This is a genomic window from Salinisphaera sp. RV14 (assembly GCF_052044135.1).
In the GTDB taxonomy this organism is placed as follows: Bacteria; Pseudomonadota; Gammaproteobacteria; order Nevskiales; family Salinisphaeraceae; genus Salinisphaera.
Genome location: NZ_JBQDYF010000006.1, coordinates 25,213 through 47,741, shown reverse-complemented (window position 1 = coordinate 47,741; position 22,529 = coordinate 25,213). Strand labels below are relative to the sequence as shown.

Here is a 22,529-nt window from a genome sequence, read left to right as displayed (position 1 = left end):
CGCCCATTCGCCAATATGACATCGGCACCGAAGCATGAAACATGCCGTCCGGCCGTCGCGTGCCGGCCGGAACCCGGCCTCTGAGGCCTGTCTTGATCATGTCCGACACGCAGCGGGCTGCATCCGCTGGGCATTTTGTCCGCAAATACACGCGACTGAGCGCAAATGAAAAGTAGAATCAAGGCATTGCTGCTTCAGGTGCGCGAGCTAGGCAGCGAACGGCGGGCGGGCAGGCGACGGCGGCTCGTCGTCGCGGTGATTGCCGTGCTCGTTGGCCGCGGGGCGCGCCAGGTCGGGCCAGTCGGCCGGCGTCAGCGGCACCAGCCCGTGCGCCGAGCGCGCGCGGTCACACTGCGGACTGGCCTGCCCGAATTCCCAGGACGCCGCGACCTCGCGGCAAACGCTCGGCCGGCGCTCATAGATACGACAGTGCGCGGCGCGACCGATCTCGGCCGCCAGGGCCACACAACGCGTCGGCGCATTGCGCGTTCCCCGCATCACCAGGCGGTGCGGATCGAGGGCTTCGGTCAGGGCGGCCGGCACACCTTCGTGGCTCGGCGATGCCTCGGTTTCCAGCCAGTGAAAGGCCACACGATACGTGGCGCAGCACGCGCCACAGGTCATACACGGATGCATGGGCAATGGAATAGCCGCGCCGCGGCAGTGGTGACGATGCGATAGTGCCCGAAAGCGCGGCCCCGGTCGATAGCCGGCAAACCGGCGCGCTGCCGTACCATGACGGCTCCTGTCCACTTCACAGTCCGGCCACGGCATGAACGATTCGGCATTGATGATCTGGAGCCTACTGTTCGGCGCGGTCGGGATCGGCTTTTTCACCTACGGCAGTCGCCAGAAAGCGATCATGCCCTGGATGGTCGGTACGCTGTTAATGATCGACCCTTGGTTTATCACGAATACCTACCTTCTGGTCGCCGTCGACGTCGTTCTGATCGGGCTCGCCTGGTGGATTCGGCTGTGAGGCAGGCGGGCACCGTCAGCCGCCGCCCGGCAGAAAACGCGGTTTGAGAATGCCTTTGAGTTGATCGCAGGGGATCGCGAGCATCGGCTCGCCGACAGCTATCAGATCATCTTGCAACGGAACAAGGCGATGATCGGCCGCACCTCAGTGGCCTACTCGGTATTCGTCGCCCTCGTCGGCCGGGCGAATTAGAGCAAGGGCCGATGACGGGTAACAGCCGGTGAGCAGGCTGACCCGCGAGTTGTACGAAGCGACCTCCCCGCCTGCCCTTCAACGAGATCACCCGGGGCGACAACGGCCACGCTGGCATCAAGGGGTTCCGGGACGGGATGCTGGCCAGGGCTGTCTCGACGGGCGTGGTTTCGTCAGCACCGTCGGCGTAGGACCGAAGCCGGAACGCCGGGCAAAAAAAACGGGCCGGGGAAAACCCCGGCCCGCCTTCGTTCCTGCGTGGAATCGCTACTTAGAGCGGGACCACGTTGTTGGCGCAGGGGCCCTTCTTGCCTTCGCCAACTTCGAACTCGACGGCCTGGCCGTCGTTGAGCGTGGCGAAACCGCCGCCGCTCTGAATTTGGGAATGATGCACGAACAGATCGTTGCTGCCGTCTTCAGGAGCGATAAAGCCGAAGCCTTTTTCGGAGCTGAACCACTTCACTGTGCCTTTGGACATAATTTACTCTTGGTATCTAACCGATTTTGATTAATGCAGTTGCCTGCGGGTCCCACCATACGCGGATGTCGGCGCATGCACGAACGCTTTATTGCACGGCAACCGGCCGGGCCAGGGTATTTCGCCGGCCGGCCGGCCCGGGGCGACTCGGCCTCCATCGCTGCCCGCATAGAAATAAATAATATTTTTCAGAAACTTATAAATAAAATAACGCCGCCCAGCCATGTCGGGCCGGCCATCGCCGACGCCCCTTTCCGGCGGCAAACCGGCGTTCGATTTATTTCGCCGGCGACCAAAAACCCGGGATTGTTGCGCAAATTCCGCGCGCGAACGGGTGATCGGCTCAGGATTTGCGCGCCTGTGCGAGCCAGCGATCCAGTGCGTTGGCAAACGCCTGACGTTCGCGCGGGCCCAGCGGCGGCATGCCACCGCCGTGGATACCACTGCCGCGCAACGTGTCCATGAAATCGCGCATGGTCTGTTTGGCCGCGATGTCATCGGCCGAGAAGACCTCGCCACGCGGGCTCAGCGCGGCGCCGCCCCGTTCCAGGACGGCCGCCGCCAGCGCGATGTCCGAGGTGACAACCAGATCGCCGGCTTCCAGACGCTGGGCGATCTCGTCGTCGGCCACGTCGAAGCCCGCGGCCACCTGCACGGCGCTGACCTGCGGCAGACGCGGCACCTTCAACGGGCGATTGGCGACCAGCGTCACGGCCGTGCCGGTGCGCCTGGCCGCGCGATAGAGCGTCTGTTTCACTGCGACGGGACAGGCGTCCGCATCCACCCATATCTGCACGTTGCTCTCCCGGAACGACTCCGCCGGACGGCGCCGTACTCGCGGCGCCAGACGCCGTTTCCTGGTCCCATGATCACACGGATATCCCGGCCAGGTGATGCATCCTCCGTGCAAAGCGCCGCGCGCCGAGACCGCCGCGTCGCGATATGGCCCAGACAAGGGCGGGGTTTTTTCGGTATTTTCTCTGTGTTTCCCCTACTGGACGTTGTCATGAGCAAACAGAAGATCGGCGTGATCGGCATGGCCGTAATGGGCCGCAATATTGCGCTGAACATCGAGTCCCGCGGCTATGCCGTCTCGGTCTACAACCGCTCGCGCGAGAAGACCGACGAAGTGATCGCCGAGTCGCCGGGCCGCAATCTGGTGCCGACGTTCTCGCTCGAGGACTTCGTAGCGTCACTGGAAAAACCGCGCCGGATCCTGATGATGGTCAAGGCCGGTACCGGCACCGACAAGGTGATCGAACAACTCAAGCCGCTGCTCGAGGACGGCGACATTCTCATCGACGCCGGCAACACCTTCTTTCAGGACACCATCCGCCGCAACAAGGAACTGGCCGAATCCGGCCTGCACTTCATCGGCACCGGCGTGTCCGGCGGCGAGGAAGGCGCGCTCAATGGGCCGTCGATCATGCCCGGCGGCCAGCGCGAGGCTTACGACATGGTCGCGCCGATCCTCGAGCAGATCGCCGCTCGCGCGCCGGACGGCACGCCGTGCGTCGCCTACATCGGCCCGGACGGCGCCGGCCATTATGTGAAGATGGTGCACAACGGCATCGAATACGGCGACATGCAGCTCATCTCCGAGAGCTACGCCATGCTCAAGCACGTTGCCGGCATGTCCAACGCCGAGCTGGCCGCGACCTTCGCCGAATGGAATACCGGCGAGCTCGACAGCTACCTGATCGAGATCACCGCCCAGATCTTCCTCAAGAAGGACGGCGAGACCGGCAACGATCTGGTCGACATGGTGCTCGACCGCGCGGCCCAGAAGGGCACCGGCAAGTGGACCAGCCAGAGCGCGCTCGATCTCGGCGTGCCGCTGCCGCTGATCACTGAATCGGTGTTCGCGCGGGTGCTGTCCTCGCTCAAGACCGAGCGCGTGGCGGCTTCCAAGCAGCTCACCGGCCCCGATCCGAAGATCGACATCGGCGACCGCGATGCCTTCATCGAAGCGGTGCGCAAGGCGCTTTATTTCTCCAAGATCATTTCCTATGCCCAGGGCTTCGCCCAGATGCGCGCCGCCGCCGAGGAATACGACTGGCCGCTGGACTACGGCGCCATCGCCGGCATCTTCCGCGCCGGCTGCATCATCCGCGCGGGCTTCCTGCAGAAGATCACCGATGCCTACGCCAGCAACCCCGAGCTGACCAACCTGCTGCTCGACCCGTACTTCAAGGACATCGCCGATCGTTATCAGGATGCGTTGCGCGAAGTGGTGGGTACGGCGGTGAAGGCCGGCGTGCCGGTGCCCTGCTTCGCCTCCGCGATCGCCTACTACGACGGCTACCGCGCCGACCGGCTGCCGGCCAACCTGCTGCAGTCCCAGCGCGATTTCTTCGGCGCCCACACCTTCGAGCGCGTGGACAAGGACGGCAGCTTCCACGAACAGTGGAGCGAGTGAGGCGCGACTAGCGCATCAGCGGGCCCGGCGCCGGGAAAGCACCGGGCCGCTGCACAAGCGCTGAGTACGACGGCGCAACTCAAAGCTCCTCCAGATAATCCCAGAGTTCCTGCGCGCGTGCGTAGACCAGCGCGTTGCGGGCATGGCCGACCGTCAGCACCGATGACGTGCCATGCGATTGCCGCGTGAACGTCGTGTTGAGAAACGCGAATTCGGCGTCGCGATATTTCAGCCATCGGCGCTGCGACGCACGCAGCGCGGTCTGCTGCTCCGGCGAGAGGCGGGCCATCAGCATCCGATAGGCCGTGTTCAGTTCGTGATCCAGCGCCTTGGCCTTGGCGACCGACGCCTGGCTCATGTCGGCCGTGGTCCGGGCGTGATCGATACGCTGCTGATATGCCTGCATGCGTTGGTGAAAAGCGCCGAGATAATCCGGCGTATCCGGGTTATCCACCGCGCCGGCTACGCTGCAGAACAACAGCAACGCCAGCGCCCAATGTTTCATGGTCTTGCCTCCACGTGGAACGTCCCGTTCTTTAGAGGCAATCTACACGCCCGACGCGCCACCCGGGCGCGCCCGATTCAATCGGCGTTCGTCGGCTCGCCCATCGGGTGGCGCATCAGCTCCTCGGCGAAGCCGAAGCGCGTCATGTCGGTCATGCGCTCGGGGTAGAGCACGCCCCGCAGATGATCGTATTCATGCTGCACCACGCGGGCATGAAAACCCTCGGCCTCACGCTCGATCGAGGCGCCGGTCTCATCCAGCCCGCGGTAACGGATGCGCTGCCAGCGCGGCACATAGCCCTGCAGGCCGGGAATGGACAGACAACCTTCCCAGCCACCGACCTGTTCGTCGCCGATCGGCTCGATCTCGGGATTGATCAATACCGTCAGCGGCACGCCGTCTTCGTTCGCGTCGCCGACGGCTCGCGATGGCGGCACGAAGAACATCAGTACCGCGCTGGTCGCATACACCTGCGGCGCGGCCAGGCCAACGCCCTGGGCATCGGCCAGCGTCTCCTTCATGTCCGCGATCAGGCGCTGAATCTCGGGATCGGACACATCCGACACAGCCGTGGTGGGCCGGCGCAGCACGGGGTGGCCCATGCGCGCGATCTTGCGTATCGCCATATGCTTCGTTGGCCGTGAACCTGCGCGCCAGAATACAGGCGCGCGCCCGTCCCGGGCAGCCCCGGCCACGTGCTCGGCTTGCAACTCAGCCCGCCGGCCCGGCGGCACCCCGGTTTGCGTGCATCATCGATTCGAAGAAATCGGAGAACGCCGCGACGCGTGGCGGCAAGCGCTGATACGGCGGGTAATAGAGCGTCAGCCAGATCGGCGGGGGTGACCACTCGGGCAGCGCGCGCACCAGCCGGCCGGCCGCCAGCGCGTCGGCGACGATGAACTCGGGCAACAGCGCCACGCCGTCACCCGCCGCCGCCATGCGGGCCAGAAATTCACCGTTGTTCGCACAGATCGGTCGCCCGGCGGGCACATCAACGTGTGTGGTGCCATGCGATAACCGCCAGGTTTCGCTCCGGCCGTCGGGGCTGAAGCCGAGACAGGCATCGCGCGGCAGATCGTTGGGATGAACCGCCGCGGCGAATGGTGTGTCGGGCGCAGCGACGAGAAACCGCTCGATCGGACAGATCTTGCGCCAGATCGTGAACTTGTCGTTCGGCGGCCCGGAAATCCGCACGGCCAGATCGAAATCGCCTTCCACGATATCCACCATTTCGTCCGACAGCGACACCTCCGCCTGGATGTTCGGATGGTGCGAGCGAAAGGCCGAGAGCACCGCAGGCAACACCCGCATCCCGAAAGACATGGGCGCGTTGATCCGCAGCGTGCCGGCATCCGCGCGATGGGCATCGAGCAGTTCGCGCCGGGCCTCCGCAACCGCGGCCATGGCCGGGCGCAGCCGCGCGGCGTAGGCGGCGCCCGCGCTGGTCAGGCTCACTCGGCGTGTCGTACGCACGAAAAGCTGCACCCCAAGGTCGGCTTCCAGCGCCGCGATCGTGCGCGTCACAGAGGCCGGGGTGACCCCGAGTTCGCGGGCCACAGCCGCGAAATTATGGCGTTCGGCCGCGAGCAGGAAAGTGCGCAGTGCCTTGAAATCGTCCATCGCTATTATTGCGCCTTTCGCAATAGTGTGAAAATGATTATGCCAATTCTCTGTAGCGCCCCACGTTGCTAGATTATCCCCATACTTCCAGAAGTCGGCATCACACCGGCGGGACACACGCATGATCACGCAGATCCAGGGCCTGCATCACATCACCGTGCTGGCGGCCGATGCCAACCGGAACAATCGTTTTTTCACCGATGCGCTCGGCCTGCGCCGGGTCAAGAAGACCGTGAATTTCGACGAGCCCAGCGTCTACCACCTCTACTACGGCGACGAGGTCGGCACGCCCGGCACGGTGATGACCTATTTCCCATTCCCGCAAGCTGCCCGCGGCACGCCCGGCACCGGCGAAGTCGGCGAGACCCAGTTCGCCGTCGCTCCCGGCGCCCTGGCGTTCTGGACCGACCGCCTGGCCGAACTCGGCGCCACCGATCTGGCCACGGATGCCACTTTCGGCCAGCGCCGGTTGCGCTTTGCCGGGCCGGACGGCGACGAGCTCGCGTTGGTAGAGCGCCCGGAGGATGCGCGCCGCGCATGGCCGGAAGGCGGCGTGTCGGCCGAATCGGCGATCCACGGTTTTGCGGGCGCTCGGCTGCGTCTGCAGGACGGCGGCGCCACCAGCGAACTGCTCGAATTCATGGGCTATGAACGCGCCGAGCAGGAGGACAACGTCACCCGATTCGTGATGCCGAACGGCAACGGCGCGGATACGATCGACATCGAAGTGCTGCCGGACACCGCGGCCTCGCGCCAGGGCGCCGGTTCGGTCCATCACATCGCCTTTGCCGTGCCCGACCGCGCGACCCAGGCCGAGGTGCGCCAGGCCTTGCTGGATACCGGCTACCAGGTCACGCCGGTGATCGATCGCGATTACTTCTGGGCGATCTATTTCCGGACCCCGGGCGGCGTGCTGTTCGAGATCGCCACCAACGAACCGGGCTTCGACCGCGACGAAGACCGAGCGCATCTCGGCGAAGCGCTCAAGCTGCCGGATCGCTACGAAGCCCAGCGCGAGCGGATCGCCTCTCGTCTCGAGCCGATCACCGATTGACCACCCGCGGCCGGGCCGGCGTGCCCGGCGGCTTTTACGGAGCGTGTCATGACGGCATCGTCCTATGTAACGTATCGCTTCGCCGGCGATCCCGGCGCGCCACTCGTCATGGCTTTTCACGGCACCGGCGGCGACGAGAACCAGTTCGTCGGCCTGATCCGCGAGATGCTGCCCCGAGCCGGCATCGTCGCGCCGCGCGGCGATGTCTGCGAAGGCGGCGCCAACCGCTTCTTCCGGCGTACCGGCGAAGGCGTCTACGATATGGCTGATCTGGCGATGCGTACCGAGCGCATGACCCGCTTCATCGCCGCCACGCGCAGCGCGCACCCGGGGCGACCCATTTATGCGCTCGGCTATTCCAACGGGGCCAATATCCTGGCGGCGGTACTGTTCAACCAGCCGGGTCTGTTCGAGCGCGTGGCGCTGCTGCATCCGTTGATTCCCTGGACGCCGGACCCGCAGCCCGAGCTGGCGGACCTGCCCGTGTTCATCAGCGCCGGCGCCCACGACCCGATCTGCCCGCCGGCGCTGACTCACGCCCTGATCGACTGGTTGCAAGGCCAGGGCGCGGCTGTCGAGCCGGTGATCACGCCCGGCGGGCACGAGATCTCGCAACCCGAACTGACGGCGCTGCAACACTTCATGCAGGCGGGCGCGGCTTAGCTCGGGCGGCCGTTTTCATCCGGCGCCGAGCCGCAAGCCCGCGGCCACGCGGATCAGCCGAGCCGGCGGCGTACGAACGCCTGGGCAAATACCAGCGTCACCAGTGCGATCACCGCCATGGGCCAGGCCTCGGCGAATACCACCGCGGGCGGCAACGCCTTGACGAAACAGCCCTGAACGATCACGAGGAAATGGGTCAGCGGCAAGGCCTCGGCCACCCACTGCAGCACCCGCGGCATGTTCTCGACCGGCGTGGCAAATCCCGACAACACCACCATCGGTACGGCCACCGCAAAGGCGCCGAGGATCGCCTGCTGCTGGGTCCGGGCGATCGCCGAGATCATCAGCCCGATCCCGACCACCGACAGGATCAGCAGCCCCAGGCTCATCAGCAGCAGCACGAATGAGCCCCGGAACGGCACGCCGAACAAAAACACATCGGCGCCGATCATGACCAGGCCGAGCAACGTACCGATCAGCAGCGCCGGGACGGTCTTGGCGATGATGATTTCGGACGTCGGGGTCGGCGAGACCATCAGCTGGTCGAAGGTGCCCAGCTCGCGCTCGCGGGCGATCGACAGCGCGGTCACGATCAGCGCGATGATCGTGGCGAGGATGCCGGACAGGCTGGGCACGACATACCAGCGGTAGATGAGATTCGGGTTGAATCCATGACGCACGACCGTCGGGTCGCGCATGTGCGCACCACCGGCAACGAGCATGGCCCCCGTCCGTGCGGCGATCTCGTCGAGATAACCGAGCGTGATCCGGGCGGCATTCGCCTGCCGGCCATCGAGAATGACCTGCGCGGTGGCGGTTCGCCCGGCGTCAACACGACGCGAGAAATCCGGCGGGATCTCGATGGCCGCAATCACCCGCTCCTGGTCGATCAACGCGCGGCGCTCGGCCGGGCTGTGCACCATGAACAGATGATCGACAAAGCCGGCCGCACCGAGCTCTGCCAGCAACTCGTGGGAGGCGCGCCCGGTGTCGCGGTTGTAGACCGCCAGATCGACGTGGTTCAACTCCAGTGTCGCGGCGAAGGAAAAGATCAGCAGCTGCATCAATGGCGGCACGATCAGCACGATACGACTGCGCGGATCGCGCAGGAGGCTGAGCAATTCCTTGATGATCTGGGCCCGAAGCCGGGCATGGCACAGGCGCCGCATCACCGGTCCAGACTCTTGTGCGTACGGCGCAGAGCGAGAACGAAGAACACCGCGCCGATCGCCAGCATGGCGGCGAGATCGCGCAGCAGCAGGGGCCAGACGTCGCCGGCCAGGAATACGGTCTGCAGCGCAGTCACGAAATAGCGCGCCGGCACGATGCAGGTCAGCAGCCGGATCGGCCATGGCATGGAGTCGATTGGGTAAATGAAGCCCGACAGCAGAAAGGCCGGCAGGAAACCGGTGAGCAATGCCACCTGTGCGGCCACGAACTGGTTGCGTGCCAGCGCCGAGATCAACAAGCCCTGACCGAGGGCGGGCACCAGAAACACCATCGACAACAGCAGCAATGCCAACGGCGAACCGCGCAGCGGCACGTCGAACACGAATACGGCGAGCAGCGTGGCGACGAGCGTGGCGGCCAGACCGAGAGCGAAATACGGCAGCAGCTTGCCGAGCAGGATCTCGGCCACCGAGGCCGGCGTGGACATGATCGCCTCCATGGTGCCGCGCTCCCACTCACGGGCGACCACCAGCGCCGTCAGCAGGGTGCCGATGATTGTCATCACAATGGCGATCGCTCCGGGAATCAGGGCGCGTCGGCTGTCGATCCCGGGGTTGAACCAGAACCGCGGCACCAGCGCGATCGGCGGCGGCGTTGCAGCGGCCCCGGGTTGCCGCGCCTGCCAGTCGCTCACCACGCCGCGGCCATAGTTGGCCACGAAGTTCGCGGTATTGGGGTGCGAGCCGTCGGTAACGATCTGAACCCATGGCCGGCGCCCCTGCGCCGCCAGGCGTTGCGCGAAATCCTGCGGGATCACGACATAGCCCCGCAACGCGCCCGAAACCAGTTGCGCGTTCGCCTCGCGCCGGTCTTGAAACATGCGGACGCGAAAATAACGCGTGCCGGCGAAGGCCGCGGCCAGCGACTGGGCCGGCGCGGCGTCGGATTGCAGTACGACACCCAGTCGTACGCCGCGCACATCCAGCGATACGGCGTAGGCGAACAGGAACAGCAGAACCACGGGCAAGACGAAGGCGATCAGAATGGTCGAAGGGTCGCGCACCAGCTGCAGGCTTTCCTTGCGCACCAGGGCCGTCAGCCGGCGCCGGTTGAAGCGGCGCGGCCCGGCGATCGACCGGCCGCCGGGCCCGACGCGCCGGGCACTCATGACCTCGCAGCCCGCGCCGCCTGCACGAGATGGATGAACGCCGCCTCCATGCTCGGATCGGGGCAGGCGGACGTCGCCGCGGCGCGCTTGAGCGCATCCGGGGTGTCGAGCGCGATCAAGCGGGCCTGATACATCAGGGCGACGCGGTCGCAGTATTCCGCCTCGTCCATGAAATGGGTGGTCACCATCACGGTCACGCCGCGGCGCACGAGGCCGTTGATATGGGTCCAGAATTCGCGCCGGGTGATCGGGTCCACCCCCGAGGTGGGCTCGTCGAGAAACAGTACCGGCGGGTTGTGCATCAGGGCGCAGGCCATCGCCAGGCGCTGCTTGTAGCCGAGCGGCAGCGACTCCGGCGCCGCGTCCAGATACGGCGCGAGCTGGAAGATCTCGATCATTTCGGCCGTGCGTTCGCGCCGGCGCGCGCCGTCGAGGCCATACACCCCGGCAAAGAAATCCAGGTTCTGGCGCACCGACAACAGGCCGTAGAGCGAGAACTTCTGGGCCATGTAGCCGAGCTGGCTCTTGGCCGCGCCGGCCGCCCGGCGCAGGTCCAGACCGGCCACGCGCGCCTCGCCGCGGGTCGGCTTGAGCAGACCGCAGAGCATCTTGAAGGTGGTGGACTTGCCGGCGCCATTGGGCCCGAGCAGACCGAAGATCTCGCCGCGGGCCACCGCGAAGCTGACGTCATCGGTGGCAGTGAACTCGCCGAAACATTTCGTCAGCCCCCGGCAGGTCACCGGATGCGGCTCGGCCCGCGTCACCGGCGCCATGCGCGCGGCCAGCGCCGACGTGCCACCCGGCCCGCCGCCGAGCAGATCGACGAAGGCATCCTCGAAGCGGGGCGCGACCCGGGCGATACGGGCGCCCGCCTTGCGCGCGAGGGTGTCGATCGGGTCGCGGGCCGCGCCGTCGCGCAGCACCACGCGCACCGCGCTGCCCTGGATCACGCCGTCGCAGACCGACGCCAGATCGAGGGCCTCGGCCAGCACGGCCCGCCGTTCGCCAGCGGCCCCATCGATCCGAAAACTGCGGCCCGTCAGGCGTTCGGTCAGTGCCTGCGGCAGGCCATCGTAGATCAGCTGGCCGCCGTTGAGCAGCAGCACCTGCCCACAGCGCTCGGCCTCGTCCAGATAGGCCGTGGACCAGACCACGGTCATGCCTTCGCCGGTCAGCGCGTCGACCATGCGCCACAGATCCTGCCGGCTGAGCGGGTCGACGCCGACGCCCGGCTCGTCGAGCAGCAACACCCGCGGCCGGGCCATCAGCGCACAGGCCAGGCCCAGCTTCTGTTTCATGCCGCCCGAGAGGTTGCCGGCCAGGCGTGTGGTGAAGGGTTCGAGCCGGGTGAACGCCAGCAGGCGTTCGAAGGTGTCATCGTGTGGCATCGTCGGCAGCCCGTGCAGCTCGGCGTACAAGCGCAGGTTTTCACGCACCGACAGATCCTCGTACAGCCCGAAGCGCTGCGGCATGTAGCCGGTGACCGTATGCACGGCCGTGTTATCGGCCACGACATCGCAGCCGGCCACGACCACCCGGCCCGCGTCGGGCGCCATCAGCCCGGCGAGGATGCGCATCAGCGTGGTCTTGCCGGCGCCGTCGGGCCCGACCAGGCCTGTGAGCCGACCGGGGCGGATGCAGGTATCGAGACCGGCCAGCGCCGCCGTGTCGCCGAAACGTTTGCTCAGGCCGACGATCTCGATGCCGGCATCGTCGGCCGGCGGACCGGGGCACTCGGGTGGTGATTCGGCCATGTCACGGCCCCTTGCCGAGGACATCGACGGTGACTGGCATGCCCTGGCGCAAGCCTTGGTCGGCATCGGATACCACGATGCGCAGCCGGTAGACGAGATCGGTCCGCAGCCGGGCCGTCTCCACGGTCTTCGGCGTGAATTCGGCCTGCGACGCGATGAAGCCAATGCGCCCGTGGTACACCCGTTTCGAAGAATCGGTCCGTAGTGTCACCGCCGCCCCCGGCACAATACGGCCCAGATCCGGCTCGTCGACATAGGCGCGCACGTAGACCGGATCGCGCAGGTTGAGCGTCAGTACCGGCGTGCTGGCGCTGACCATGCTCCCGGGCTCGCGTACCCGCGACAGTACCGTGGCTGCGGCCGGGGCCAGCAGCCGGGTATCGCCGAGCGCGGTCCGGGCCTGATCGCGGGCCGCCCGCGCAGCGGCGAGCGTGGCCTGCGCCGCGGCAATGTCCTCGCTGCGCGCGCCGGCCCGCTGCAACGACAGAGCCTGCGTGGCCGCGGCCAGCTCGGCGGCGGCCTGATCGCGAGCGGCGCGCGCCGCGTCCAGATCGCGCTGGGCCGCGGCGTGCGATGCCCGCATCAAGCGCTCGCGGTGGTAGTTGCGCCCGGCATTGCGATAGCCGGCCCGCGCCCGCTTAACCTCGGCCCGGGCCTCGGCGATCCGCTGCGGGCGATTGCCGGCCTGCAGTTTCGCCAGTACGGCCGCGTCGGCCCGGACCGCCGCCTTCGCCTTGGCCAGCGCCTGGCGGTAGGGCGTGGCGTCGAGTTCGGCGACCCGCTGGCCGGCCTTGACCCGATCGCCTTCCTCGACCGCGACCGATACCAGGCGACCGGGTTGCCGAAAAGCCAGCTCGACCTGGCGGATGTCGACATTGCCATACAGACGCAGTCCATGATCGCCGTGCCCGGGCCAGGTCCACCAGAGCAGGCCGCCCGCGCCGACAAGCAACACGGCGATCAGCGCCAGCGCGGCGCCCAGACGCCGGCGCGTCATGAGCCGGACGCCGCCAGCAGCGCCCGCAGGTTGCCGTGCAAACGGGCACGAATCGCCTCGACCGCGCCCGCGTCGATGTCCGACCAGGCCAGCGCCCGCAATACCCCGGCCCGCGCCGCGCGGAACACCAGAATCTGGCCGAGCACGGTCAACGCCAAAAGCCGAGCCTCCGGTTCCGGCATGGAGCCGCGAAGCCGCCCGATCAGACGCACGATCAGGGTGAGCAGACGGTCCATGAACCCGCTGTAGAGCAGGTCGAACGCCTCGGTCGGCAGCTGTTGTTCGCGGATGATCAATTGAGCCCAGGCGTCCGTGCCCGGATCGGTCATCAGATCGAGCAAGCCGTCCGTCAAGCGAAACAGCGCACGAAAATCGTCCTCCCGCCCGTGCACGCCGGGTGCGGAATCATGCAGCGCGGCTTCCACGAGCGTCATCTCGGGATCGAGCCGGGCCCGTACCCGCCCGGCAATCGCCACGAACACGGCCTGATACAGCCCCCGCTTGTGGCCGAAGTGATAACCGATCAGGGATTGATTGACACCCGCCCGAATCGCCAGCGCGCGCAGGCTGACCTGGTCGTACCCCGCCTCGGCGAACGCCGTCATCGCGGTCCGCAATAACGCATCGCGGGTCAGGTCGCCACGCGTCAAACAATGGGAGGCCAGCTTATTCATGTCGTGTGATGGAAAGGCCCCGTGAATCGATCAATCGAGCAATGAGCCGAAATCCTACGCCCGCGCCCGCACCCGCTTGTTGAGTCAGATCAAAACGGGCGCGTCGCCCCGCCGTTCGCCACGGCCGAGGGTGACAGCCGCCGTACGGGCTCGACGAGGCCATCGACGCCAATCGATGTGTTTTAAAAGCGTTCGTTTATCGTTTGCTTGGCGTTACCCATTCGTTTTTACGTCGTAAATTTAATTTTCTATTCAGGTTCAAAGGTTTTCCGCCGATACAACAGTGCGGCAAAGTGGCCGTGAACCATTCGAAAAGGAGTACCTTATGAGTATTACCGCGACCGGAAGCAGCCAGCTGGCTGCCCAGGCCCAGATGCAGATGCAAATGCACTCGGCCAACGAATCCCAGGAAGCGCCCGGCACCCGGGACCACGACGGCGATTCGGACAAGCAGGGCGCCCAGCCGGCCCAGGCCGCTTCGACGGCCGGCCCGCGCGTGAACGCGTCGGGCCAGAGCATCGGCCAGCACATCAATGTGACGGCCTAGCCAACGGCTCGGGACCGCCCGCCACTGCGGCGGGCGGTTCTGTCGTGCCGGCGCGATGACAGCGCGATGATGCGCTGCTGGGATGACAGCCTTCGATGGCCGCGCCTGGCTGGTGTTCCGGCGATACCGGCACCGCCCCCCACGGCGATGAGCCACGGCTGCCGGCCGCTGCCGGTTGACGTCAAAACGGGCTACACTGGATATACCTGAAAAGCGCCCCCTTTCGATACCGGCCAGACCAGCATGGGCTCCAAGCAGAAATCACAACAGAAACTGCCGCGGCAGAGCCTGAAGTCCATCAAGGACACGGCGCGCGGCAAGACACCCGGGCCGAACAGGGCTAACCGCCAATTCAAGGGCTACCGCTGAGCGAGGATGCGCGGCGATTTATCCCTGATCACCGGGCGCCGCCTGCCATCGGGCCATGACCGGATAGACTGACACCGCGGAACCACTCTGTTGCCGCGGCAGGTCGACGGCTTGCAATACCTTCGACCCGACATTCATGCCCGGTTCGCAACATCCCGCCGGGTCAGCAAGGAATGCCCATGCTCAAACACATCAATCCCCTGCTGACGGGGGACGTGCTTGCCCTGCTCGCCGATATGGGCCATGGCGACGAACTGGCGATCGTGGATGCCAATTTCCCGGCCGACGCCCTGGCGAAACGTCTGGTGCAACTCCCGGGTATCTCGGCCACCGATACGCTGTCCGCCGTGCTCAGCCTGCTCCCGCTGGACGACTTCGTCGCTGCCCCCACGGCGGCGATGGACGCGCCCGATGGCCGACCCGCGCTCTACACCGAATTCGACCGCATGCTGGCCGCGGCGGAGGGTCGGGAGATCCCGATCGAATGCATCGATCGCTTCGATTTCTACAACCGCACCCGCGCAGCCTACGCCGTACTCGCCACCGGTGAGCGGCGGCTGTACGGCAACATTATCCTCAAGAAGGGCGTGTTGCGGATCTGAGGCAAGTCCGCCGCGCCGACCGGGCACGGCCCGGCCGATAACCCGGGCGCAGACCTCGCCCGGGCGGGTGGCGACGGGCGCATGCGTTCAATGGCCGGCTGGCGCCCACCAGCGCAACAGGCCGGTCAACGCCGTGCCCAGCCCGACCGCGAACCAGAGACTGTGCAGACCGAAGCGCAGATACGCGAAACTGCCGAGCACGGTACCCGACAGCAGACCGGCCCAGAGCAGGAAGTACCAGACCCAAGCCCAGCGGTCACCACCCAACAGGACGCCCATCAGCCGCTGACCGAGCTTGACCAGCGTGCCCGTCATGTAAGTCACACCCAGGCTGACCTCGCCATTGCGCTCGAAGACGGTGTTTTCGGCCCCCATGGCCAGCGCCATGCAGACGACCGCGCCCCATGTGACGCCGGCACCGGCAAAGCAGGCGGCCAGCGCCAACAGGCCGGTTACCAGCGCCATCACCGCGGCACGGCGCCAGGCCCCGGTCCGATGATTGACCAGCGACCCGATCATCACGCCGAGCACGAACAAAGCGATCACCACGGCCGGCACGAACGCCGTCGACAGACTGCGCACGGCGCCGACCCCGAGCCGCGTGGTATTGCCGCTCATGAAGGCAATGAAGTACCCACCCAGCGTCATGAACCCCAGGGCGTCGACATAGCCGGCCAGGCCCGTCAGTGCTATGGCAATCGCGCGCTCGCGTCGACGATGAGTGATCAAGGCTTCGAGGATATCCGGACAGAGTGCGCAGACTATACGAAAGTCGGGGCCCGGCGGGCGAATCGGTTGCGGACAGCCAATACCGCTCGCGCCGTCGCCATCCGGTCGCACACCGCCAGACGCGCCGCCCGGGCGACCGCCTTCCCGGACCCGCAGCCCACTCGTCACATCCCGTGCGAAAACCGCTAGCATTCGCCAGAAGCGATCGATAGCGACCGCCCGGCGCCATGCCATCGCGCCGCCGGGTCCATTGCTGTGGAGTTCCGATGCGTTATCCCATGCCGGCGACAAGTCTCGATGCCCCCCATGCGGCAACACTCGAGATACAGAAAAGCCGCTTCATCGGCTGGTGTGCCGGCATCGACGGCGTCGACGACGCGCACCGGCTGATCGCGCTGGCACGTCAGCGCTATCCCGACGCCTCGCATCATTGCTCAGCCTGGATCGCCGGCGCCCCGGGCGACGATCGGGTGATCGGGTTCTCGGACGATGGCGAACCCGGCGGCACGGCCGGCCGGCCGATGTATCAAGTGATCGAGGGTAGCGGCCTCGGTCGCATCGCCTGTGTCGTGACACGCTATTTCGGCGGTATCAAGCTCGGCACGGGCGGCCTGGCGCGCGCCTATGGCCAGACAGTCAGCGCACTCATCGCCGACCTGCCGACACGGGAGCACGTGCCAAGACGCCGGCTGGCGCTCGACCTGGCCTTTGCCGACGAGCAACCCGTGCGGCGCTGGCTGGGCGAACACGAGGGCCGGATCATCGACGCCCGCTACCATGGCGGGGGCGTGACGCTGGCGGTGGATTGGCCCCGGGACGCCGATACCGATTTTGCCGAACTCGACGCCCGGCTGAGCGGTCGCCTCGCACTGGTAGACGACGACACCGCCGGGCAATGAGCCGGCGCGCGACGCGCGCGGCCGGCCCCGGCCCATCAACCGCGCGCGGTGACTTCCAGCAGGTGATAACCGAACTGTGTCTTCACCGGCCCCTGTACTTCGTTGAGCGGGGCGCTGAACACCACGTCGTCGAACTCGCGCACCATCTGGCCGGGGCCGAATGTACCGAGTTCGCCGCCCTTGCGGCCGGACGGACACGTCGAATGCTCACGCGCGACTTCGGCAAAATCGCCGCCGTTTTCGATCTGTTGCTTGAGTTCGACACACTTGTCTTCGCTGTCGACCAGAATATGACGGGCACTGGCTTTGGCCATGATGAAAGTCCTGCTTCACTGAATGACGGGGCCGTCATGGTACGGCAATTATGGCGACGCCGCGGACCCAATCAGGCCGCGCCCGAGCCCAGCGCTACCGCCAGCCCCGGTGCGTAATCGGCGCCGTGGGGCACGGTCGCCGTCGACGGCGCCAGCGCGTCGCCGATCGGCTCGGCACGCCCGCCGAGGTATTCGGCCAGAAACGCCTCGATAATCGCGTTGAAGGCGATGTTGTTGGCCGGGCGGGCAAAGCCGTGGCCTTCGTCGGGGAACAGCACGTAGGTGACCGGTATCGATTTCTCGGCCATTGCGTTCACGATCTGGTCGCTCTCGGCCTGCTTGACGCGCGGGTCGTTGGCGCCCTGGCCGATCAACAGCGGGCGAACGATGCGATCGGCATGGGTCAGCGGCGAGCGCTCGGCCAGCCAGGCGCGACCGGCCTCGGTGCCGGGGTCGGCCATGCGCCGATACATCTGGCGGCGGCCCGCTTCCCAGTAGGGCGGGATGCTCTCCAGCAGGGTGGTGAGGTTCGACGGGCCGACGATATCCACGCCGCAGGCGAAGGTTTCCGGCGTCAGCGTGAGCCCGGCCAACACGGCATAGCCGCCGTAGGAACCGCCCATGATCGCCACCCGCTTCGGGTCGGCCACACGCTTGTCGACCGCCCAGTTCACGGCGTCGATCAGGTCGTCGTGCATGGCGGCGCCCCACTCGCCGTCACCGGCGGCGGTGAAGGATTTGCCGAAGCCGGTCGAGCCGCGATAGTTCACCGACAGCACCGCATAGCCGCGATTGGCCAGCCACTGGTGGTAGCCGTTGCTGCCGTAGTCGTCCCGCGCCCAGGGGCCGCCGTGCACCAGCAGCGCCATCGGCAGCGGCTCACCCGGCGCGGTGAAGCCTTCGGCGCCGCTGCCGCGCGGCAAGGTGAGATAGGCGGTCAGCGTCAGCCCGTCGCGGGCGGTGATCTCCAGCGGCGTCATACCGGCCAGCGGCGCACCCACCAGTTCCGGGCGGCTGACGAACAGCGTGGTGAGCGTCCCGGCGTCGCGATCATAGAGATGGGTTGCCGGTGGCGCGGTAACCGGGTCGTTGACCACCACCCAGCGGCGATCGTCGTCGGTGCGGGAGGTGACGTGCACGTCGCCTTCGAGCCGCGCGTCCAGAAACGCCAGGTCGTCGCCGATGGCCGGGTCGATCACGTGCCACTGGGTGCGCAGATAATCCACTGCCCAGGCCTGGATTTCGTGAGTTTCGGGGTCGGCCATCACGCCGGTCACGTCCGCCTTCGGCGAGGCGGCGATTTCGCGCATGTCACCGGTTTCGAGATTCTGGGCGACGAGCGCGGCGGTATCGCGGCCGCGGCTGTCGATCCAGTAGAGCGTGTTGCCGTCGCGAGTGAAGCCCGCCGGGCCGGTGTTGGCGCTGTCCTCGAAGCGGATGCTGACCAACGGCTCGGCCGCCACCGCGCCGTCCCGCACGCGGAAGAAATCCTCGCCGCCGTCCTCGCGGGGCTTTTGCGCCAGGCGGATATCGAGGCTTTCATCCACCAGAAAGCCGCCATAACCGTCGTTGCGCATTGCCAGCGCCAGTTCGCCGCTGGCCAGATCCAGGCGATAGACATCGTGCCAGCGCGGATCGCGGTCGTTGATGCCCACCACGATATGGTCGCGCACGTGTCGGCTGACGCCGAGTACCTGCACCCGTACCCCTTCCTGCGGTGTCAGGGCGCGCTGGGCCGCGCTTTCCACGTCCACACCGAACAGCCGGAAGTTCTCGTCGCCGCCCTGGTCGTTCACGAACAACAGCTGCCGGCTGTCCGGCGACCAGAAATAGCTGCGGATCGGGCGGCTGCGCTCGTCGGTCAGCGCCCGGCCTTCATCCGGGCGATCGACGGGCGCCACCCAGAGATTGAGCACGTCGTTGAACGGGGCGATCCACGACAGCCAGCGGCCGTCCGGGCTCAGCCGGCCTTGTATACGGCTGGGGTTGCCGAACAGCCGCTCGCGTTCGATCAACGGCACATCGCCCACGCCACCGGCGCCGGCCGCGTCGCTCGCCGCCATGGCAATGTTGTGAGCCGGATGATGCCAACGCATGGGGCGCTCCTTTGCGGGATTGAATCAGGCCTCACTGGGTGAGGCGTCGGGCGGTCAGGATAACGCGGGCGCCGCACCCACAGGGTGATCGCCACGCGACACGGCCCCGGCAGACGCATCGCCATGATTGCTAAAGCTCAGCCACCGCTCGCCGATAAACCGACTTCGGCCAGACATTCCCAAAGCTTGGAGATCATCTCATGGACGCAGGAAGCGTGAACTCGACCGTCAGTACCGCCATGGCTTTGCAGCAAAGTAATCAAAACCAGAGCGTGCAGACAAACCTGCTGCGCAAGTCGCTCGACAGCCAGGCCTCGCAGATGAGTCAGCTCATGTCGTCGCTGGAAACACAGCCGGCGTTGGCAACGACCGGATCCGTCGGAACGCAGATCAATACCTATGCCTGACGGCCGCGTTTAAAACGAAAGGACTTGAGCAGCGGCAACATAAGGGCCGGCGCATCTTTTCGATCGCGCCATAATAAAATTCCTTATATAAAATAGGATTATAGCTATAGAAATCGTAAAGTTTGGTGCCGACGACATCGAAAATACATTGTCCAAGATGTCGGAAAAGCAGATAGACCAGATGGCTTTTGGCGCAATTCAACTGGATGGCAGCGGAAAAATTCTGCAGTACAACTCAGCCGAAGGTGCAATAACGGGCCGCGACCCTTCGCAAGTCATAGGGAAAAACTTTTTTCGGGACGTCGCACCGTGCACCAATCGTCCGGAGTTCAAAGGCCGCTTCGACGACGGCGTGCGTAACGGTGATTTAAGTGCCGTTTTCGAATATACATTCGATTACGAGATGACACCCACCAAGGTAAGAGTCCAGATGAAGAAAGCGATCTCGGGTGACAGCTACTGGATCTTCGTCAAACGTCTTTAATGCATTGGCGCGGAACGGGTCAAAGGCTGTGAGCATGCTTGGGCGGACTTTTATAAGCCGTTGTCTGTTTTCGCTAATCGCGGCCAAGCTCGATGGGTCGTACCGAGGTCAGGGTCATTTCGGCCCGCTTGCTAACATGGGCCTTGATACCCCGCTGCGCGCGCACGATACGAACTCCGCACTGAATATCGACTCGCTCAAGTTGATGAGTCTGGCGATGGACGTCAGCACACTATTCCAAATACCCGATAGTGGGCTTGAAGATTATCTGTTGCGCGGACAAACGATCGGCGATTGGGTCGATGTGGTGATGGAGTCGCGAAACAGCGGCGCTCAGGCGCTGGCATTTACGAGCTCAGGCAGCACAGGAGAACCCGCCACCTATCGTCACGAATGGATCGATTTACTTGACGAAGTACGGGATCTGGCGCCGAAATTCGCCACTCATCTTGGCCAGCCGATCACGCGGGTCGTCGTATGTGTCCCAACGCACCACATTTACGGCTTTCTATTCGGCATTGTGTTGCCCGCAGTTTTGGATCTGCCGGTACTCGATCGTCCGCAAGCAATGCTGACAGCGCACGCCGGGCGCTTCAGCGACGGTGATCTTATCGTCGGTTTTCCCTGGTTTTGGCGCGCCCTGGCGCAAGCGGGAACGCAGTTTTCCGAGTCCTGTATCGGCCTCTCATCAACCGGTTCCTTGGACGCTGACATAAGTCCGCGTCTCAAAGCAAGGGGCCTGAAGGCGATGATCGAAATACATGGATCCAGCGAAACGGCCGGTATAGGTTATCGGTCGCATGGCAGCGATCCCTATACGCTGATGAATCGCTGGCATGTCGGACCGGATAAGGCGCGCTTGGCCAGAAATCGTGATCTGTCTGAAACCGTGTTGTTGCCTGATCGTGTTGACTGGGTTGACCCGCGTCGCTATCAGCTGCGCGGGCGACTGGATCAGGCTATTCAGGTCGCGGGTCATAATGTTTATCCCGACCAGATCGCTATGCAGATTGCCCAGCACCCGGATATCGATCAAGCGTACGTGCGGCTCATGCGACCCGGCGAGGGAGACCGTCTTAAGGCCTATGTCGTGCCCTCCGATGAAAATTTTCCACCCGCCCAAGTAAAAAAGCGTCTCGTGGAATGGTGTCGTGCCAGCCTCACAACGGCACAAATGCCGGCGGTGATTACAGTGGGGTCGGCCTTACCCATGAATTCCCTCGGGAAACCGGCTGACTGGTAGGCCGTCACACGCGGGCGTATAGGGATAAGCACAGTTTCGACGATGGTCGGCCGCCAACGGTTAGAAAACACGGCGTAGACAATGCCATTCACCCGCCGCCTACCGAGGTCGAGAACGCGGGCATCATCGCTAGCACACCGAGCCACATCCGGGCGGCGACGGATAGAGATCGCAGCCCGGGGAGTCGACAATCTGATCGAGCCCTTCCCGGCGTGGCCAAGGCAATGAACCACCTACGTAAATGGATCCAAACCACGGGCCCGGCAGTGGATCACAATGGTCGACGTGGAAATGCCGCCCCGACCACTGCCCGCGATCAGCCAAACCACGGTGATCGCCGAAGTCCGGCGCTGAGCAGGTAAAGCACGGACCGCCGTAGCGGCCGACGCGGTCGCGATGGTCGGGGCCACCCACCCATGGGCCTCCGCTGGCAATGACTGCTATCGGCCGAATGCCATCCGTCGTGACCGTAGCCGAACACGGTCATCATGGGCGCAGCCGTCAAAGCCAGAGCCGCGAGACAATGCGTGCGGCGCGCCAGCCCGTTGTTCATTGACTCTCCCTCGCAGGCAGCCAATCAGCGTCGACGGGCGGTAGACCGATAACGATTGGCCCGTCATGCCGATAGGTGGTCACGGCTTGCCCCGGTATCGGTTGCCAATCTGTACGACGCCCCCGGTATACGAGAACGCCGCCGCGGGCCACGCCGAAAGCGGCGCCAGCCGCGTCGAATACGCGCAAAACCATGAGCGACAGGGCAACTCGCCGGCGGCCGGCGTCAACCGCAACACACCGCATTTGATTACGCTGAACATGCAGGCGACAACCACGTGGCACTGTTTGTCGTCGACATCGCGAATCAACTGGGTCGAGGCCGTCGACGATGATCTATGGCGGAAGGGGCGGCTCGTTGGTCGCGGAGATAAGGGGTGACAGCGACCGCCCATTGCGGTCATACAGATTGACCAACCGCGGGACATAGACTCTGGTGAGCATTTCGCGCCGCCAGATCGTCAGCAGCTCATGGTCCAGATTCGCTGACGGAAGCCGCAGGGTCATAACCACGGCGGGAACTGCTCGGCACCACGCGGAGCATCCATCGGGCCGCGTCAGCCGAGTCACAACCATGCGTGAGCCGGATACGGATTAGGGACGCTGGTCGAAGA

General features: G+C 65.4%; 24 protein-coding genes. 10 read left to right on the top strand and 14 right to left on the bottom strand.

The window, feature by feature from the left end; genetic code table 11:
• Nucleotides 1-207: 207 nt before the first annotated feature.
• Complete coding sequence (locus ACS8Y6_RS08090; protein WP_440850092.1) at nt 208-636, bottom strand: YkgJ family cysteine cluster protein; 429 nt, start codon at nt 634-636, stop codon at nt 208-210.
• 136 nt (nt 637-772) lie between these two features.
• On the opposite strand from ACS8Y6_RS08090, the gene ACS8Y6_RS08085 reads away from it, so the two are divergent.
• Nucleotides 773-979 (top strand): hypothetical protein, encoded by a 207-nt coding sequence (locus tag ACS8Y6_RS08085; protein ID WP_440850093.1) that lies wholly within the window; start codon nt 773-775, stop codon nt 977-979.
• Between the two features lie 463 nt (nt 980-1,442).
• Here ACS8Y6_RS08085 and ACS8Y6_RS08080 read toward each other — a convergent pair whose 3' ends face one another.
• Entirely contained in the window at nt 1,443-1,649 is a 207-nt protein-coding gene (locus tag ACS8Y6_RS08080; RefSeq protein WP_109993088.1) for a cold-shock protein, read from the bottom strand.
• A 343-nt stretch (nt 1,650-1,992) separates the two neighbouring features.
• Complete coding sequence (locus tag ACS8Y6_RS08075; protein ID WP_440850094.1) at nt 1,993-2,445, bottom strand: YaiI/YqxD family protein; 453 nt, start codon at nt 2,443-2,445, stop codon at nt 1,993-1,995.
• Nucleotides 2,446-2,655: 210 nt separating this feature from the next.
• Between ACS8Y6_RS08075 and gndA the strand changes: the two genes are divergently transcribed.
• Nucleotides 2,656-4,068 carry an NADP-dependent phosphogluconate dehydrogenase gene (gndA, locus tag ACS8Y6_RS08070; RefSeq protein WP_440850095.1) on the top strand — a complete coding sequence of 471 codons (1,413 nt, stop codon included), beginning with the start codon at nt 2,656-2,658 and terminating at the stop codon, nt 4,066-4,068.
• Between the two features lie 79 nt (nt 4,069-4,147).
• Here the strand turns inward: gndA and ACS8Y6_RS08065 are convergent, their stop codons facing one another.
• From ACS8Y6_RS08065 to ACS8Y6_RS08055, 3 genes are all read right to left on the bottom strand, one after another.
• Complete coding sequence (locus tag ACS8Y6_RS08065; protein ID WP_440850096.1) at nt 4,148-4,573, bottom strand: lysozyme inhibitor LprI family protein; 426 nt, start codon at nt 4,571-4,573, stop codon at nt 4,148-4,150.
• A 77-nt stretch (nt 4,574-4,650) separates the two neighbouring features.
• A complete protein-coding gene (def, locus tag ACS8Y6_RS08060; RefSeq protein ID WP_440855354.1) occupies nt 4,651-5,199 on the bottom strand; it encodes a peptide deformylase in 549 nt (182 codons plus the stop codon).
• A gap of 85 nt (nt 5,200-5,284) precedes the next feature.
• Nucleotides 5,285-6,193 (bottom strand): LysR family transcriptional regulator, encoded by a 909-nt coding sequence (locus ACS8Y6_RS08055; RefSeq protein WP_440855353.1) that lies wholly within the window; start codon nt 6,191-6,193, stop codon nt 5,285-5,287.
• 121 nt (nt 6,194-6,314) lie between these two features.
• Between ACS8Y6_RS08055 and ACS8Y6_RS08050 the strand changes: the two genes are divergently transcribed.
• Nucleotides 6,315-7,247 (top strand): VOC family protein, encoded by a 933-nt coding sequence (locus ACS8Y6_RS08050; protein WP_440855352.1) that lies wholly within the window; start codon nt 6,315-6,317, stop codon nt 7,245-7,247.
• 48 nt (nt 7,248-7,295) lie between these two features.
• Nucleotides 7,296-7,910, top strand: coding sequence for an alpha/beta hydrolase (locus ACS8Y6_RS08045; RefSeq protein WP_440855351.1), 615 nt, complete (start codon nt 7,296-7,298; stop codon nt 7,908-7,910).
• A gap of 53 nt (nt 7,911-7,963) precedes the next feature.
• Here ACS8Y6_RS08045 and ACS8Y6_RS08040 read toward each other — a convergent pair whose 3' ends face one another.
• From ACS8Y6_RS08040 to ACS8Y6_RS08020, 5 genes are read right to left on the bottom strand one after another with little or no spacing between them, the layout of a single operon-like run.
• Nucleotides 7,964-9,079, bottom strand: a complete 1,116-nt coding sequence (locus ACS8Y6_RS08040; RefSeq protein ID WP_440855419.1) for an ABC transporter permease — start codon at nt 9,077-9,079, stop codon at nt 7,964-7,966.
• Nucleotides 9,079-10,248, bottom strand: coding sequence for an ABC transporter permease (locus tag ACS8Y6_RS08035; protein WP_440855350.1), 1,170 nt, complete (start codon nt 10,246-10,248; stop codon nt 9,079-9,081). The genes ACS8Y6_RS08040 and ACS8Y6_RS08035 overlap by 1 nt, the downstream gene beginning before the upstream one ends.
• Nucleotides 10,245-12,002: an ATP-binding cassette domain-containing protein gene (locus tag ACS8Y6_RS08030; protein ID WP_440855349.1), complete on the bottom strand. Its 1,758-nt coding sequence runs from the start codon at nt 12,000-12,002 to the stop codon at nt 10,245-10,247. Before ACS8Y6_RS08030 ends, ACS8Y6_RS08035 begins: the two co-directional genes overlap by 4 nt.
• Before the next feature lies 1 nt (nt 12,003).
• On the bottom strand, nt 12,004-12,999 hold the full coding sequence (gene hlyD, locus ACS8Y6_RS08025) for a secretion protein HlyD (protein WP_440855348.1): 996 nt from the start codon (nt 12,997-12,999) through the stop codon (nt 12,004-12,006).
• Entirely contained in the window at nt 12,996-13,673 is a 678-nt protein-coding gene (locus ACS8Y6_RS08020; RefSeq protein WP_440850105.1) for a CerR family C-terminal domain-containing protein, read from the bottom strand. Before ACS8Y6_RS08020 ends, hlyD begins: the two co-directional genes overlap by 4 nt.
• A gap of 325 nt (nt 13,674-13,998) precedes the next feature.
• Between ACS8Y6_RS08020 and ACS8Y6_RS08015 the strand changes: the two genes are divergently transcribed.
• Together ACS8Y6_RS08015 and ACS8Y6_RS08010 are read left to right on the top strand one after the other, a co-directional pair.
• The gene (locus ACS8Y6_RS08015; protein ID WP_440850106.1) at nt 13,999-14,220 is read left to right on the top strand and encodes a hypothetical protein; all 222 of its coding nucleotides are present in this window, start codon (nt 13,999-14,001) and stop codon (nt 14,218-14,220) included.
• A gap of 548 nt (nt 14,221-14,768) precedes the next feature.
• Entirely contained in the window at nt 14,769-15,191 is a 423-nt protein-coding gene (locus ACS8Y6_RS08010) for an RbsD/FucU family protein (protein ID WP_440850107.1), read from the top strand.
• A gap of 87 nt (nt 15,192-15,278) precedes the next feature.
• Here the strand turns inward: ACS8Y6_RS08010 and ACS8Y6_RS08005 are convergent, their stop codons facing one another.
• The gene (locus ACS8Y6_RS08005) at nt 15,279-15,920 is read right to left on the bottom strand and encodes a YoaK family protein (RefSeq protein ID WP_440850108.1); all 642 of its coding nucleotides are present in this window, start codon (nt 15,918-15,920) and stop codon (nt 15,279-15,281) included.
• Nucleotides 15,921-16,186: 266 nt separating this feature from the next.
• Here ACS8Y6_RS08005 and ACS8Y6_RS08000 point away from each other — a divergent pair, with 266 nt between their 5' ends.
• On the top strand, nt 16,187-16,819 hold the full coding sequence (locus tag ACS8Y6_RS08000; RefSeq protein WP_440850109.1) for an IMPACT family protein: 633 nt from the start codon (nt 16,187-16,189) through the stop codon (nt 16,817-16,819).
• A 35-nt stretch (nt 16,820-16,854) separates the two neighbouring features.
• On the opposite strand, the gene ACS8Y6_RS07995 is transcribed toward ACS8Y6_RS08000, so the two are convergent.
• Together ACS8Y6_RS07995 and ACS8Y6_RS07990 are read right to left on the bottom strand one after the other, a co-directional pair.
• The gene (locus tag ACS8Y6_RS07995; RefSeq protein ID WP_440850110.1) at nt 16,855-17,133 is read right to left on the bottom strand and encodes a peptidylprolyl isomerase; all 279 of its coding nucleotides are present in this window, start codon (nt 17,131-17,133) and stop codon (nt 16,855-16,857) included.
• Nucleotides 17,134-17,204: 71 nt separating this feature from the next.
• Nucleotides 17,205-19,229: a S9 family peptidase gene (locus ACS8Y6_RS07990; RefSeq protein WP_440855347.1), complete on the bottom strand. Its 2,025-nt coding sequence runs from the start codon at nt 19,227-19,229 to the stop codon at nt 17,205-17,207.
• A 200-nt stretch (nt 19,230-19,429) separates the two neighbouring features.
• Between ACS8Y6_RS07990 and ACS8Y6_RS07985 the strand changes: the two genes are divergently transcribed.
• The 3 genes from ACS8Y6_RS07985 (at nt 19,430) to ACS8Y6_RS07975 (ending at nt 21,363) form a co-directional block, all read left to right on the top strand.
• Nucleotides 19,430-19,636 (top strand): putative motility protein, encoded by a 207-nt coding sequence (locus ACS8Y6_RS07985; protein WP_440850112.1) that lies wholly within the window; start codon nt 19,430-19,432, stop codon nt 19,634-19,636.
• 106 nt (nt 19,637-19,742) lie between these two features.
• Nucleotides 19,743-20,120 (top strand): photoactive yellow protein, encoded by a 378-nt coding sequence (gene pyp / locus ACS8Y6_RS07980; protein ID WP_109993106.1) that lies wholly within the window; start codon nt 19,743-19,745, stop codon nt 20,118-20,120.
• A 136-nt stretch (nt 20,121-20,256) separates the two neighbouring features.
• Nucleotides 20,257-21,363 (top strand): AMP-binding enzyme, encoded by a 1,107-nt coding sequence (locus ACS8Y6_RS07975; protein WP_440850113.1) that lies wholly within the window; start codon nt 20,257-20,259, stop codon nt 21,361-21,363.
• Nucleotides 21,364-22,529: the final 1,166 nt, after the last annotated feature.

Excerpts from the sequence above, each read along its gene's own strand:
- ACS8Y6_RS08090 (WP_440850092.1), bottom strand. The coding sequence starts at position 636 with ATGCATCCGTGTATGACCTGTGGCGCGTGCTGCGCCACGTATCGTGTG.
- ACS8Y6_RS08085 (WP_440850093.1), top strand. The coding sequence starts at position 773 with ATGAACGATTCGGCATTGATGATCTGGAGCCTACTGTTCGGCGCGGTC.
- ACS8Y6_RS08080 (WP_109993088.1), bottom strand. The coding sequence starts at position 1,649 with ATGTCCAAAGGCACAGTGAAGTGGTTCAGCTCCGAAAAAGGCTTCGGC.
- gndA (WP_440850095.1), top strand. The coding sequence starts at position 2,656 with ATGAGCAAACAGAAGATCGGCGTGATCGGCATGGCCGTAATGGGCCGC.
- ACS8Y6_RS08065 (WP_440850096.1), bottom strand. The coding sequence starts at position 4,573 with ATGAAACATTGGGCGCTGGCGTTGCTGTTGTTCTGCAGCGTAGCCGGC.
- def (WP_440855354.1), bottom strand. The coding sequence starts at position 5,199 with ATGGCGATACGCAAGATCGCGCGCATGGGCCACCCCGTGCTGCGCCGG.
- ACS8Y6_RS08055 (WP_440855353.1), bottom strand. The coding sequence starts at position 6,193 with ATGGACGATTTCAAGGCACTGCGCACTTTCCTGCTCGCGGCCGAACGC.
- ACS8Y6_RS08050 (WP_440855352.1), top strand. The coding sequence starts at position 6,315 with ATGATCACGCAGATCCAGGGCCTGCATCACATCACCGTGCTGGCGGCC.
- ACS8Y6_RS08045 (WP_440855351.1), top strand. The coding sequence starts at position 7,296 with ATGACGGCATCGTCCTATGTAACGTATCGCTTCGCCGGCGATCCCGGC.
- ACS8Y6_RS08040 (WP_440855419.1), bottom strand. The coding sequence starts at position 9,079 with ATGCGGCGCCTGTGCCATGCCCGGCTTCGGGCCCAGATCATCAAGGAA.
- ACS8Y6_RS08035 (WP_440855350.1), bottom strand. The coding sequence starts at position 10,248 with ATGAGTGCCCGGCGCGTCGGGCCCGGCGGCCGGTCGATCGCCGGGCCG.
- ACS8Y6_RS08030 (WP_440855349.1), bottom strand. The coding sequence starts at position 12,002 with ATGGCCGAATCACCACCCGAGTGCCCCGGTCCGCCGGCCGACGATGCC.
- hlyD (WP_440855348.1), bottom strand. The coding sequence starts at position 12,999 with ATGACGCGCCGGCGTCTGGGCGCCGCGCTGGCGCTGATCGCCGTGTTG.
- ACS8Y6_RS08020 (WP_440850105.1), bottom strand. The coding sequence starts at position 13,673 with ATGAATAAGCTGGCCTCCCATTGTTTGACGCGTGGCGACCTGACCCGC.
- ACS8Y6_RS08015 (WP_440850106.1), top strand. The coding sequence starts at position 13,999 with ATGAGTATTACCGCGACCGGAAGCAGCCAGCTGGCTGCCCAGGCCCAG.
- ACS8Y6_RS08010 (WP_440850107.1), top strand. The coding sequence starts at position 14,769 with ATGCTCAAACACATCAATCCCCTGCTGACGGGGGACGTGCTTGCCCTG.
- ACS8Y6_RS08000 (WP_440850109.1), top strand. The coding sequence starts at position 16,187 with ATGCGTTATCCCATGCCGGCGACAAGTCTCGATGCCCCCCATGCGGCA.
- ACS8Y6_RS07995 (WP_440850110.1), bottom strand. The coding sequence starts at position 17,133 with ATGGCCAAAGCCAGTGCCCGTCATATTCTGGTCGACAGCGAAGACAAG.
- ACS8Y6_RS07990 (WP_440855347.1), bottom strand. The coding sequence starts at position 19,229 with ATGCGTTGGCATCATCCGGCTCACAACATTGCCATGGCGGCGAGCGAC.
- ACS8Y6_RS07985 (WP_440850112.1), top strand. The coding sequence starts at position 19,430 with ATGGACGCAGGAAGCGTGAACTCGACCGTCAGTACCGCCATGGCTTTG.
- ACS8Y6_RS07975 (WP_440850113.1), top strand. The coding sequence starts at position 20,257 with ATGGGCCTTGATACCCCGCTGCGCGCGCACGATACGAACTCCGCACTG.